The sequence below is a fragment of the Vibrio halioticoli NBRC 102217 genome (assembly GCF_000496695.1).
GTDB classification, from domain to species: Bacteria; Pseudomonadota; Gammaproteobacteria; order Enterobacterales; family Vibrionaceae; genus Vibrio; species Vibrio halioticoli.
Genome location: NZ_BAUJ01000063.1, coordinates 18,424 through 31,553 on the forward strand (window position 1 = coordinate 18,424; position 13,130 = coordinate 31,553).

General features: G+C 43.5%; 11 protein-coding genes. 7 read left to right on the plus strand and 4 right to left on the minus strand.

The window, feature by feature from the left end; translation table 11 throughout:
- Nucleotides 1-24 precede the first annotated feature (24 nt).
- Nucleotides 25-1,311 (minus strand): peptidoglycan DD-endopeptidase ShyC, encoded by a 1,287-nt coding sequence (gene shyC / locus VHA01S_RS15595; RefSeq protein WP_023405307.1) that lies wholly within the window; start codon nt 1,309-1,311, stop codon nt 25-27.
- Nucleotides 1,312-1,436: 125 nt separating this feature from the next.
- Between shyC and tyrS the strand changes: the two genes are divergently transcribed.
- Together tyrS and VHA01S_RS15605 are read left to right on the plus strand one after the other, a co-directional pair.
- The gene (gene tyrS, locus VHA01S_RS15600) at nt 1,437-2,624 is read left to right on the plus strand and encodes a tyrosine--tRNA ligase (RefSeq protein ID WP_023405308.1); all 1,188 of its coding nucleotides are present in this window, start codon (nt 1,437-1,439) and stop codon (nt 2,622-2,624) included.
- A gap of 454 nt (nt 2,625-3,078) precedes the next feature.
- Nucleotides 3,079-3,924, plus strand: coding sequence for a magnesium transporter (locus VHA01S_RS15605; RefSeq protein WP_023405309.1), 846 nt, complete (start codon nt 3,079-3,081; stop codon nt 3,922-3,924).
- Between the two features lie 105 nt (nt 3,925-4,029).
- Here the strand turns inward: VHA01S_RS15605 and dacB are convergent, their stop codons facing one another.
- Nucleotides 4,030-5,403 carry a serine-type D-Ala-D-Ala carboxypeptidase gene (dacB, locus tag VHA01S_RS15610; RefSeq protein WP_023405310.1) on the minus strand — a complete coding sequence of 458 codons (1,374 nt, stop codon included), beginning with the start codon at nt 5,401-5,403 and terminating at the stop codon, nt 4,030-4,032.
- A gap of 222 nt (nt 5,404-5,625) precedes the next feature.
- Nucleotides 5,626-6,699: a porin gene (locus VHA01S_RS15615; protein ID WP_023405311.1), complete on the minus strand. Its 1,074-nt coding sequence runs from the start codon at nt 6,697-6,699 to the stop codon at nt 5,626-5,628.
- A gap of 504 nt (nt 6,700-7,203) precedes the next feature.
- Here VHA01S_RS15615 and greA point away from each other — a divergent pair.
- Nucleotides 7,204-7,677, plus strand: a complete 474-nt coding sequence (gene greA, locus VHA01S_RS15620) for a transcription elongation factor GreA (protein WP_023405312.1) — start codon at nt 7,204-7,206, stop codon at nt 7,675-7,677.
- A 70-nt stretch (nt 7,678-7,747) separates the two neighbouring features.
- On the opposite strand, the gene yhbY is transcribed toward greA, so the two are convergent.
- A complete protein-coding gene (yhbY, locus tag VHA01S_RS15625; RefSeq protein WP_023405313.1) occupies nt 7,748-8,044 on the minus strand; it encodes a ribosome assembly RNA-binding protein YhbY in 297 nt (98 codons plus the stop codon).
- Nucleotides 8,045-8,175: 131 nt separating this feature from the next.
- On the opposite strand from yhbY, the gene rlmE reads away from it, so the two are divergent.
- The 4 genes from rlmE (at nt 8,176) to glmM (ending at nt 13,115) form a co-directional block, all read left to right on the plus strand.
- Nucleotides 8,176-8,805: a 23S rRNA (uridine(2552)-2'-O)-methyltransferase RlmE gene (gene rlmE / locus VHA01S_RS15630; protein WP_023405314.1), complete on the plus strand. Its 630-nt coding sequence runs from the start codon at nt 8,176-8,178 to the stop codon at nt 8,803-8,805.
- Between the two features lie 107 nt (nt 8,806-8,912).
- Nucleotides 8,913-10,838, plus strand: a complete 1,926-nt coding sequence (gene ftsH, locus VHA01S_RS15635; protein WP_039971157.1) for an ATP-dependent zinc metalloprotease FtsH — start codon at nt 8,913-8,915, stop codon at nt 10,836-10,838.
- A gap of 92 nt (nt 10,839-10,930) precedes the next feature.
- Nucleotides 10,931-11,761, plus strand: a complete 831-nt coding sequence (gene folP, locus VHA01S_RS15640) for a dihydropteroate synthase (protein ID WP_023405316.1) — start codon at nt 10,931-10,933, stop codon at nt 11,759-11,761.
- Between the two features lie 16 nt (nt 11,762-11,777).
- Nucleotides 11,778-13,115 carry a phosphoglucosamine mutase gene (gene glmM / locus VHA01S_RS15645; RefSeq protein ID WP_023405317.1) on the plus strand — a complete coding sequence of 446 codons (1,338 nt, stop codon included), beginning with the start codon at nt 11,778-11,780 and terminating at the stop codon, nt 13,113-13,115.
- Nucleotides 13,116-13,130 lie beyond the last annotated feature (15 nt).

Here is a 13,130-nt window from a genome sequence, read left to right on the forward strand (position 1 = left end):
CATCTTATTACTTGTTTGACTTTGTTATTGTGTCAGTAATATTCGATAGCGTTCTAATTCGCCCAATCGTTTTTCAGCTAACTGCATAAATGCTTTCTTCTTTTCACCCGTAAGTGATTTAGCTTCGGGCAGTTTTACTGTACGAGGGTTTTTATGTACGTGATTAACCAAGAACTCATAATGTAAGTGAGGCCCAGTGACTCGGCCAGTACCACCTAGCGTGCCTATGGTTTGGCCTTGTTTGACTCTCTGACCGCCTTTTACGCGACGCTTTTGTAAGTGCAGATATTTAGTAATGTAGATATTGCTGTGCTTAATAAATACATAATTCCCATTAAATTTGTTGTAGCCAGATTTAAGCACAACCCCGTCACCTGCGGCATAAATTGGCGTGCCTACGGGAGCTGCGTAATCAGTGCCTCGGTGCGCTTTTACTTTGCCGGTGACTGGGTGGCGTCGGTTCGGGTTAAAGTTAGACGTTACGCGGCGAAAATCCACCGGAGAGCGAAGAAAGGCTTTTTTCATCGCACGGCCTTTATCGTCGTAATAATTGCCACTTTTCGGGTCCAGAATTGCCTTAAAGGTTTGTCCTTGGTTGGTAAACTGCGCCGCTAAAATACGTCCATATCCAACAAATTCACCTTCTACAATGTTCTCTTCAAACAGCACTTTAAAGTTATCGTTAGGGCGAATATCTAACGCAAAATCAATATCCCAGCCAAAGATCCCGGCAATGCTCATGATCTGGTTAGGAGTAAGCTTGGCGCCAATGGCGGCATTCCAAAAGCTTGAACTGATATTAGCTTGTGCGTAATTAAGCTGAACATTAATGTCTTTTTTATCGGTGACGGCTATAAATTTGTCACCACTTTTGACGGCTTTAAAGGTTTGGTACGGGCTGATCTTACGTTGCAGTTGAATGAGGTTGTTTTGTTGGTCATAGCCAAACACAAGCTCATCATTGGGACGAAGACGTGATAACTGCTTATTGATCGCGGGATCACTGGTGACCATGTTGTGCAATAGGCTAGGGGAGAGGCCGAGCCGACTAAATAGCACCGAGGCACTTTCTCCGGAGCGAACTTTATGGGTTTCCCAGCGCATAATCACCATAGGTTTTTTCTCTTCAATAGGAGAGAGTGCTTTGGCATTTATTTCTAATGGGTATTGACGACCAACTTGGTAATTATTCTCTTGTTTATAAAGTTGACTTGGGTGCGGCAATAGGAATAAAGCCACCACAATGAGGGCACTAAAACCGCAGATTAACGCTTGATGTAAGAAGGGTAGACGATGAAAAATGGTCAGCATATCCCGATTCATTAAATAATCAGTAAAAAATGGTCTTTGATCAGTCTAACTGCTTTCAAAACTAATGGCTATTCAAGTACACTGTCGAGATATATTTTTTCCTGATTTTGTGGGAGCAAACCAATATGGCAAATTTTGAAGCTGCTTTAGCTGAAATTAAGCGCGGCGCAGAAGAGCTAATACCAGAAGCTGAACTGATCGCGAAGCTAAAAGAAGGCCGTCCTTTACGCATTAAACTGGGCGCAGATCCAACAGCACCAGATATCCATCTTGGGCATACTGTTATTCTAAACAAATTGCGTACATTCCAAGACCTTGGACACGATGTGACTTTTTTAATCGGTGATTTCACCGGTATGGTTGGTGATCCAACGGGTAAAAATACCACTCGCCCTCCATTGACTCGCGAAGACGTTCTGCGCAACGCTGAAACGTATAAAGAGCAAGTGTTTAAAATTTTGGATCCAGCAAAAACCAAAATTGCATTTAACTCTGAGTGGTTAGGTGAATTGGGCGCGGAAGGTATGCTACGTCTAGCGGCTAACCAAACGGTTGCTCGTATGCTAGAGCGTGATGACTTTAAAAAGCGTTATGCGGGTGGACAACCTATCGCTATTCACGAATTCATGTACCCATTGCTGCAAGGTTATGACTCTGTTGCTATGGAAACAGACGTTGAGCTTGGCGGTACGGATCAGAAGTTCAACCTTTTGATGGGACGCGAACTGCAAAAAGCACACGGTCAAAAACCACAAGCTGTTTTGACTATGCCTCTTCTTGTTGGCCTTGATGGCGAGAAGAAAATGTCTAAGTCGGCACACAACTACATTGGTGTGAGCGATGCTCCAAGCGATATGTTCGGTAAGATCATGTCAATCTCTGATGTGCTTATGTGGAGCTACTACGAATTACTTTCTTTCCGTCCTTTGGCTGAAATTGAGCAATTCAAAGCCGATATTGAAAACGGCAAAAACCCACGTGATGTGAAGATCCTGCTTGCTAAGGAAATTATTGCCCGTTTCCACTCACAAGCGGATGCCGATGCAGCTGAGCAAGAGTTCATCAACCGTTTCCAAAAAGGTCAAATCCCAGACGAAATGCCTGAGTTTGAATTTGAAGTGGGTCGCCCGGTAAGCAACCTACTTAAAGAAGCGGGTCTATGTGCTTCATCTTCTGAAGCGATGCGTATGGTTAAGCAAGGCGCAGTTAAAATGGACGGCGAAAAGGTGGCTGATAGCAAACTAGTCCCTCAAGTTGGTACTTACGTATTCCAAGTAGGTAAGCGTAAATTTGCTCGACTCACTTTCAAGTAAGTTAACTTGTAAACTTCTGTTAATAGGCGCCTTTTTGGCGCCTATTTTTATTTTAGCAACTTGTGAACCTAGCCTGATTTTTGTATATTAGCCGCCACTGGGCACCCCAGTAATTATTGGAGAACTTTATGAACACTACCGACCATCCTCCTAGTATGCAGGGAGAAAAATAACCACTGTCGGTATGTACGTTTCACGTCTCTACCTCAGCGGTAGAGAACCTTTCTCCAAGCACTTTGCTAAGTACTTTCTGAAATCTCTTATTCTTTTTCTCCTGACACTCTAGCCAAAAATTTCACAGAAATAGCTTTGCTGTTCCGCAGTGATCTATGCGTGTTATTTCGATGGTCGTTACCCCATTTGTATCTATTTTTAGCCGTTATTAACGGCAGTAATCACGCTGAAGAGCTTGCTCAAAAAATAGATGTCGACACAGCTAATCGGGAGATTCGCCATGACGGTAATGAATACAGCTTTAACTCACGATGAAACTCAATTTTCGAGTGAGGAAATTTATGCAGCGACCAATGCATTTTTAAAATACGAAGAAAAACAGCAGATTAAGTTACTGCAAGTCATGCCTATTGAGGAGGCTGTCGCAGTGCTACATCAATGTTCGGTGGCTTTTGTTCAGCATATTATTGCGGAACTGGAAGTGATTGGAGAAGATGTCAGAGCGCGTCATTTTGCCCATCAGTTAGGCTTTATTCGCTCTGAAGCCGAGCCACACAAAGGGTATTTATCTACAGGCGTACTGGCGCACGTGCAACAGCGCATTGGCTGGATTATAGGTTTAGCCTTGATGGGGATTGTTTCAGGGCTGATTATTGCCAGCTATGAAGATACCCTTAGTCAGCTGGTTTTATTGGCTATTTATATGCCGGTGATTGCGGCGGCAGGAGGCAATACAGGCACTCAAGCAGCGACCTTAGTGATACGAGCATTGGCAACTGGCGAGCTTAAAAAACGTCAATGGCTATCGGTGCTATGGAAAGAAAGTCGCGTTGCTTTGTGCATTGGCGTAGTGATTGCGCTAGTGATTGTCGGGCGCATTTTATGGTTTAGTGATGGTATTTCTACCGGAGGCTATGATCTAAACATGATAGCGTTTGCCATCGCAATTGCGCTTTTTATTCAGATTGTATTCTCGACTATTTTAGGTGGCGTACTGCCTATTATTGCCCGGGCCTTTAAGCTTGATCCTGCGGTACTGGTGAGTCCTGTACTGGCCTCTATTGTGGATATTACTGGAATGTGGGTTTACTTTAGCGTGGTCAATTACTTCTTAGGCATTAGCTGAATTAAAATAGCCAAATTAATAACAGCAAAAGGGGCTAATCATTTAGCCCCTTTTGCTGTTTTAGTCTAGTTGTAACCGAGTTCTTAAGTACGCTATCAAGCGCCGTTATTCGGTCACTAGCGAGTGGTAAAACTCTTTTTCAAAGCGTGTTATAGCGGGTTTAACGCCTTTAATCGCCGGCTCTGGATGGTAATTACTGACATACTGCACAAAGGTATATTTGATATGCCCTTGTGCGTCATAGGTGTAACCGACCATGTTATGGCTGCCAAATAAAGAGCCACTTTTGCCTTTGATGTGTCCTTTAATCGGTGCCTCTTGCATGCTTGGCCGGTATTTCAATGTACCATCCATACCAGATGTAGGGAGTAGAGCAATCATATGCAGTTGCTGATCATGGTTTTTGATAAACTGCATCACTTGCATCATCACTCTTGGCGATATTCGGTTGTTTCTTGAAAGGCCTGAACCATCTTCTAAAACCGAATTACCCAAATCAATATTGGCCTGTTTTTTCAGGATCTCACGAATAGCGGATGTGCCACTATTGAAGCTTCCGTGTTCGCCATAATAATCAGCGCCTAGCTGTTTGGTAATATTGTCCGCATAAAGGTTATTAGATTTGTGCAGCATCAATTGTAGCATGTCATCTAATGGATCTGATTTGTGCTCGGCAACGAGTACCGCATCATCACTGGCGGTTTGCAGTTTGATCTTACCTTCCAGTTGTGTGCCTTGCTGAGCAAAGATAGCGGCAATGGTTTTCTTCAAATAAAGGCTAGGTGATTGCACGGCAAATTTTAGTGGCAGTAATTTATCTCGATAGGTTAAACAGCCGCTTAATGTGTAGCTGTTATTGGGCTCAGTGGAGAGGTTTAAATCACAGTAGCTGGTTCGTTTCTCTTCTTTGGTCACCGCTTTTACGGTGGTTTTGACGGTAATCGGTTGATATTGAGGAACAAAAATGGAAGTGTTGCCATTTTTAAGTGTTTTTAATGATGCTTGTACGCAGTTACCTTCCAGACTTAACGCTGAAGCAGGCGCTGCATAGCACACGCCTAATACATCCCAAGGCCAGCCAACACCGCGATCATAGCCATCGAATACCGAACCATCCAGATACAAATCACCACTAATGGTTTTGTTCTTTAAATGACTCAGTAATTGCTCAAGATCTTGACGGGTTAAACTAGGATCGCCAGAAAAACGTAAGCTGTAATCATTTCCTTGCTTATAAAGCTTGGTAGAAAACTGATATCCGTCTGGCCAATGCAATTTAGCGGCGAGCGCAGTGACTAATTTTAAGGTACTGGCGGGAGGTAATAGTTGATCGGCATTGGTGCTTGATTGAACTTCATTCCCTTGCATTACGATGACGCTAGAAAGATGTCCTGTTGGCAGAACATCATAAGGCGTTGAGATTGAAGCTGATGCCGCGAAAGTGACTCCGGCGAGTAATAGGGTGGTGAGCGCGCGCATAGAATCCTTACTGACGGCATTAGGCTGTTTGCAAAACAGTATAAACAAAAACACCCGCCAAAAGGCAGGTGTTTTGTATAATTATAGCAATCTAAGTAAGTATTTGTTGTGGCCGATAGCCTTGCGTAAATAGCCTTTACTATTTAGCAGGCGATTTTTACGCCGTAACTTATACCCACTTATGCTCTAATGTCCGCCAAATGGCGCGCTTACTAATAGCGATTACAAGTAGTAACGAACACCAATGTTCCACATATCATTTTCTTTGTATGTGTCGATGTCAGAACCTAGGTCAACTTGGTAGCCTGCAAAGCCAACGAATGTTGGAGTGAAGTTGTATTCAGCTTGGAATGCCATTTGGCTGTATACCGTGCCGTCTACTACGCTCTTATCGTTGCTTTCTACAGCTTCGTAGTTAATAGATAGGTTTAAGCTGTTAGCAAATGCATAAGCTGCGATGAATTCAATACCGTTTGAATCATCTAGAACATCACCGGTGTTTGCGCCAGTGTTGTAGTTGGCTGTGCCGTGCATGTATTCGTTCATAGTGTACACACCAGCAACGTATAAGCCGTTACCGTATGAACCGTATTTAGCAGAAAGTGCGTGTGAAGTGGCTTCTTCTTTGCTTGTTAAGCCATCAGTACGATCGCCTGCGCTGTATGCGTAGCCCAGCATGAAGTCTTGGAAGTTTACACCAACAGTCACTTGACCACGAGAGTCAAAACCAGTCGTTGCATTGTCCTGCCAACCTAGACCACCAAAGATAGAAAGGTTATCACCCAATTCAATATCGTTGCGGTAAGAAAGCATGTTTTCTGCACGGCCTGTACCTAGCGCACCGTGGTTGTCGTATAGGAAGTCATTGGCAAATGCGATTGGCATATCTGCAATACCCGCCACATCATAGTATGGAGACCATTGCGTACCTGCTACGGCACGACCAAAATCATCGTGAGAAACACCAATGTAGCCTAGACGAGTAGTAAATGAGTTCGCGCCACCATTTAGGTAATTTAGCGACCATTCGCCTTTAGCGTCAGCGGTAAAGCCATTGCCTAGGTCTTGAGTTGCGTTGAAGTTAATGCGTGGAGAGTTTGCAATGATGTCAGTAGAACCGCTTTCGTAAGCCATGCTATCTGAATTATATACATCCCCAGTATTACCGAGTGCACTGACAGATACGTGACCGCCGATAGAGAAAGTAGAACCGTCTTGGTTGTATAATTCAACAGCAGTTGCTTGAGTTCCGAATGCGGCAGCAGCAACGGCTAGAGCAATAATTTTTTTGTTCATTTCTAAGTCCTAGAATGTATTTATCCGATAAAAAAGGTTTGATAAACCTTAACTCCCTAAAACAAATCCCTGATAAATATCTGCGCTAAGTTATTGTAATTTGCAGTGTTTTTTATTTATCAAGATTTGTCATCGAGTTAGAATTCTGACTTAGAAGGAGAATTGGGTGATAGTAAAATGATATAAATTGGTGGAACTTTTAATGGGATATACTTGTCTCAAAATCACAGTTTCAATGAAATCAGTAGCTTATCAATATAGTGCAACTTGGTTCGTATTATTTGTTTTTATCTTAATTTATATTTATCTAATTGAATCGCTTCGGTTTTTACTTTTTTATTCGTGATGTGCATCACATTCCTTATGGTTATTGCTAAATCGAATAAAGATGAAAAAAAACCGATCTTTCTGTACAATTAGCCCATCATTATTCGTTTTTTGCCTGTCGAGCTTATGCTTGATAGGTTTTTGCTGTCCTAAAATTAGTGGACAAAGAGGTTTGATATGGAAAAAGTGCCAATGACTGTTCGTGGCGAACAGCAACTAAAAACAGAACTAGAAAGACTATTGAAATTGCGTCCGCAAATTTCAGTGGCGATTGCTGAAGCTCGTGAACTGGGTGACCTTAAAGAAAACGCTGAATATCATGCCGCTCGTGAAGAGCAGGGTATTTGTGAAGCGCAGATTCGTGATATCGAGTATAAGCTATCAGTAGCTCAAGTGATTGACGTCACTAAAATGGATAACACGGGCAAAGTTATTTTTGGTACCACAGTCACTTTGATCGATGTAGACACTGAAGAAGAGTTTAAATATCAGATCGTTGGTGAAGATGAAGCCGATATTAAATTAGGTCGCATTTCAGTAACTTCACCTATTGCTCGTGGTTTAATTGGCAAAATGGAAGGTGATGATGTTGCTATTAGCACCCCAGGCGGCGTAAAAGATTACGAAATTGACCAAGTAGAGTATATTTAATAGAGATTGGTTAGTGATAGCAAAAAGGCTGCGTAAGCAGCCTTTTTTAGTACGATGAATCGAAACAAGCCTACTTGCGAGGGATTTCGATTTTACGTTGTTCTGATTGGCGGTATATAACTAGTGTTTTACCAATAGTTTGTACTTTCTCTGCGCCGGTTTCACGAATGATAGCGTCAATAATAAGGTTTTTAGTGTCACGGTCTTCCGAAGCAACTTTAACCTTGATCAATTCATGATGATCCAGTGCAATTTCAATCTCCGCTAGAACAGCCTCAGTAAGTCCATTTGCGCCCATCAACACAACCGGTTTTAGGTCGTGTGCTAAGCCTTTTAGATGCTGCTTTTGTTTGGTGCTTAAGTTCATATCGCGGCCAATTTCTTTTATGTAAGGGTTGAAAAATCCTATTTTAACGTCATATAGGTCTCAAGACTATACTTTATCCATTAAACGGGAATATTAGGCAAATTGCCTACTCCAACCACTTTGGAAGTTGAATGAGTAAACAAAAGCATTCGGCCAGTTCGGGTCGATGGTTGAAAGAACATTTTGATGATAAATACGCTAACGAAGCGAGAAAAAAAGGCTATCGTTCACGTGCTTACTTTAAAATGGAAGAAATCCATACTAAAGATAAACTGTTTAATGCAGGTATGACGGTAGTGGATTTGGGTGCCGCCCCCGGAGGTTGGTCTCAATATGCCGCAAAAATAGTTGGTGACAATGGACAAATAATTGCTTGTGATTTGTTGCCAATGGACCCTATTGCTGGTGTAAGCTTCTTACAAGGGGATTTTAGGGAGGACAGTGTACTTGAAGCCTTGCTAGAGCGCATTCAACCTAACATGGTGGATGTGGTGATGTCCGACATGGCACCTAACATCGCAGGTAACAATTCTGTTGACCAACCAAGAGCGATGTATTTGGTTGAATTAGCACTTGATATGTGTCGACAAGTTCTAGCTACAAATGGTAGTTTTGTTGTTAAAGTGTTTCAGGGCGAAGGTTTTGACCAATACGTAAAAGATGTACGTGAAATGTTCAAAACTGTCAAAGTTCGAAAACCTGACTCTTCTCGAGCTCGTTCTCGTGAAGTGTTTATTGTAGCAACCGGTTACAAAGGCTAGTCTAACTTCTAGCTATAGAAAGAGTTACATTCTGGCTACAGCACCAAAACTGTAGTAATCTACTTTTAATTACAATTAGTTATCGAGAGGCTTACACCTTGAGTGACATGGCAAAAAATCTAATTCTGTGGCTAGTGATAGCTGTAGTGCTAATGTCCGTTTTCCAGAGCTTTGGCCCTGGAGACAGTGACGGAAAATCAGTGGATTACACCACTTTTGTACAGGAAGTTGGCCAAGGCCAGATTCGTGAAGCTAAAATTAACGATAAAGAAATCGTTTTTTATCGCAGCGATAACTCACGTAATGTGACTTATATGCCTGTGTATGACAGCAAGCTTCTTGATGACTTGATCAATAAAAACGTGAAAGTGTCAGGTACACCACCAGAAGAGCAAAGCCTTCTTGGTACTATCTTCATTTCATGGTTCCCAATGATTCTGCTGATTGGTGTGTGGATATTCTTCATGCGTCAAATGCAAGGCGGTGGCGGTAAAGGCGCAATGTCTTTCGGTAAATCAAAAGCTCGTATGATGAGTGAAGAGCAGATCAAAACGCTTTTCTCTGATGTTGCGGGTTGTGATGAAGCGAAAGAAGACGTTAAAGAGCTGGTTGATTACCTGCGTGACCCAAGCCGATTCCAAAAGTTGGGTGGTAAGATCCCAACAGGCGTATTGTTGGTAGGTCCTCCTGGTACAGGTAAAACATTGCTTGCTAAGGCGATTGCCGGTGAAGCAAAAGTACCATTCTTTACTATTTCTGGTTCTGACTTTGTTGAAATGTTCGTTGGTGTGGGTGCATCTCGTGTACGTGACATGTTCGAACAAGCGAAGAAAGCCGCACCTTGTATCATCTTTATCGATGAAATCGATGCTGTAGGTCGCCAACGTGGCGCAGGTGTGGGTGGTGGTCATGATGAGCGTGAGCAAACCTTGAACCAAATGTTGGTAGAGATGGATGGTTTTGAAGGTAACGAAGGTATCATCGTCGTTGCTGCAACTAACCGTCCAGACGTACTTGACCCTGCGTTGCTACGTCCAGGTCGTTTTGACCGTCAGGTCGTTGTAGGACTTCCAGATGTACGTGGTCGTGAACAGATTCTTAAAGTTCATATGCGTAAAGTGCCGCTAGCCAGTGACGTTGAACCTTCACTTATCGCTCGTGGTACACCGGGTTTCTCTGGTGCAGACCTAGCTAACCTTGTTAACGAAGCAGCATTGTTTGCGGCGCGCGGTAACAAGCGCAACGTTTCAATGGTTGAGTTTGAACAAGCGAAAGACAAGATCATGATGGGTGCAGAGCGCCGCTCTATGGTAATGACCGATGACATTAAAGAGTCAACGGCATATCACGAAGCAGGCCACGCAATCATTGGTCGCTTGGTTCCTGAGCACGATCCTGTGTACAAGGTATCGATTATTCCTCGTGGCCGTGCGCTAGGTGTGACCATGTACTTACCTGAACAAGATCGCGTGAGCATGAACCGTCGTCATCTAGAGTCGATGATTTCAAGCCTATACGGTGGTCGTCTTGCTGAAGAGTTAATCTACGGCAAAGAACGCGTATCAACAGGTGCTTCAAACGATATCGAACGTGCGACTGATATTGCTCGTAAAATGGTCACTCAGTGGGGCTTCTCTGAAAAACTAGGTCCTCTTCTTTATGCTGAAGAAGAAGGTGAAGTTTTCTTAGGCCGTAGCGTAACTCAGACTAAACACATGTCTGATGATACCGCTAAGCTTATCGATGATGAGATTCGTCAAATCATTGACCGCAACTACGCTCGTGCTCGCCAAATTCTAGAAGAGAATATGGATATCATGCATTCAATGAAAGATGCATTGATGAAGTACGAAACCATTGATGCAGGTCAGATTGAAGATTTGATGGAACGTAAATCAGATATTCGTGAGCCAGCCGGTTGGGGTGAACAACCAACTACGTCTGTTAAAGAAGAGCCAAAGGCCGAAGCGCAAGCTAAGCCAGAACAGGCTGAAGAATCTAAAACAGAGCCAACTGAAAAAGACTCAGAATAAGCATTTAGCTAATTAAACCCCGAGACTTCTCGGGGTTTTTCTGTTTTAGCCCCTTCACAAAATCGTGTTAAATTTCAAACCTTGTTAGTGCCATGATTCTTAGTAACGGAAACAAACAACTCAACCTTGTCACACCTCAAGTGATGGGCATACTCAATGTCACTCCAGACTCTTTTTCTGATGGTGGCAAATACAATCAACTCGAAGATGCTCTTACCCAAGCTCGAAAAATGATCGCCGCAGGCGCTAGCATTATCGATATTGGCGGTGAATCAACTCGTCCCAACGCTCCAGAAGTGTCCCTTGCGCAAGAGTTGCAACGTGTTATCCCAGTGATTAAAGCGTTGCGAGCGGAATCGGATGTATGGATATCTATTGATACCAGCAAAGCCGAAGTAATGCTGCAAGCCGCTGATGCTGGCGCAGATTTGATTAATGATGTTAGAGCACTGCAAGAACCGGGAGCGTTAGAGGCTGCCGCCAAATCCGGTTTGCCGATTTGCTTAATGCATATGCAGGGGCAGCCCAAAACCATGCAGCTTAATCCCCAATATGACGATTTACTTTCTGAAGTGTCTCAGTTTTTAGACGAGCGTATCTCGGCATGTGAAAAAGTGGGCATAAGCCGCGACAAATTGATCCTTGACCCTGGATTTGGGTTTGGTAAAACTTTACAGAATAACTACCATCTATTAGAGCGACTTCACGAGTTTCATCGCTTTAACATGCCAATATTGGCGGGGATGTCTAGAAAGTCTATGGTATTTAAACTGCTAGATAAAGCACCAGCAGATTGTGTTTCTGGCAGTGTAGCGTGCGCGGTTATTGCCGCACAAAAAGGCGCACAAATAATTAGAGTTCACGATGTCGCAGAAACGGTTGATGCCGTGCGCGTGGTAAGCTTTATGAATTCATTAAAATAATAACTAGGAATGAACAATGTCTAAAAGACGTTATTTTGGTACTGATGGTATTCGCGGAAAAGTTGGGCAATACCCAATCACTCCTGATTTTGTATTAAAACTGGGCTGGGCTGCCGGCCGTGTGCTAGCAAAGCAAGGCACGAAAAAAGTCATTATTGGTAAAGATACGCGTATCTCTGGTTACATGCTTGAATCTGCTCTTGAAGCGGGTTTAGCGGCTGCAGGTCTTAAAGCGACCTTGACTGGCCCTATGCCAACGCCTGCTGTGGCTTATTTAACGCAGACTTTCCGCGCTGAAGCCGGCATCGTAATTTCCGCTTCGCATAACCCATACTATGACAACGGTATTAAGTTCTTCTCATCAGAAGGCACAAAACTTCCTGATGATATTGAGCTTGCTATTGAAGCTGAGCTGGATAAAGACATCGAGTGTGTTGAGTCTGCATTGCTCGGTAAAGCGGCGCGCATGACAGATGCCGCAGGTCGTTATATCGAATTTTGTAAAAGTACTTTCCCAAGTGCAGCAAACCTCTCTAGCTTGAAGATCGTAGTGGATTGCGCACATGGCGCCACTTATCACATCGCTCCTAATGTATTTAAAGAGCTAGGTGCTAACCTGGTATTGATGGGCTGTGAGCCAAACGGTCTTAACATCAACGAAGAAGTTGGCGCTACTGATGTTCGCGCACTACAAGCCAAAGTGGTTGAAGAGCAAGCTGACCTTGGTCTGGCTTTTGATGGTGACGGTGACCGCATCATTATGGTCGATCACAAAGGCAATAAAGTGGATGGCGACCAAATCGCTTACATCATTGCCCGTGATGCACTGCGTCGTGGCGAGCTAAAAGGTGGTGTAGTGGGAACACTAATGACCAACCTGGGCATGGAAAATGGCCTTAAACAATTAGGCATTCCATTCTCTCGCGCAGCAGTCGGCGACCGTTATGTTATGGAGCAGCTGAAAGAAAAAGGCTGGAGCATTGGCGCTGAAAACTCAGGCCACGTTATTCTATTGGATAAAGTGACTACCGGTGATGCAATTGTAGCCGCACTACAAGTATTGGCTTCTATCGTGGATAGCGGAATGAACTTGTTTGATTTGTCACAAGGCATGACTCTTTACCCGCAAGAGCTTGTCAACGTACGTTTCTCTGGTGAATCCGATCCAATGCAACTTGAAGTGGTGCTAGATTCAGTCGCACAAGCGGAGCAAGAGCTAGGTGACAAAGGTCGAGTATTACTGCGTAAGTCAGGTACTGAGCCATTGATTCGAGTTATGGTGGAAGGTGAAGATGGTGAGCTTGTATTAAACCTTGCTAACCGTATTGCCGATACCGTTCGCGAAAATTGCTAATATTAATACCAATCG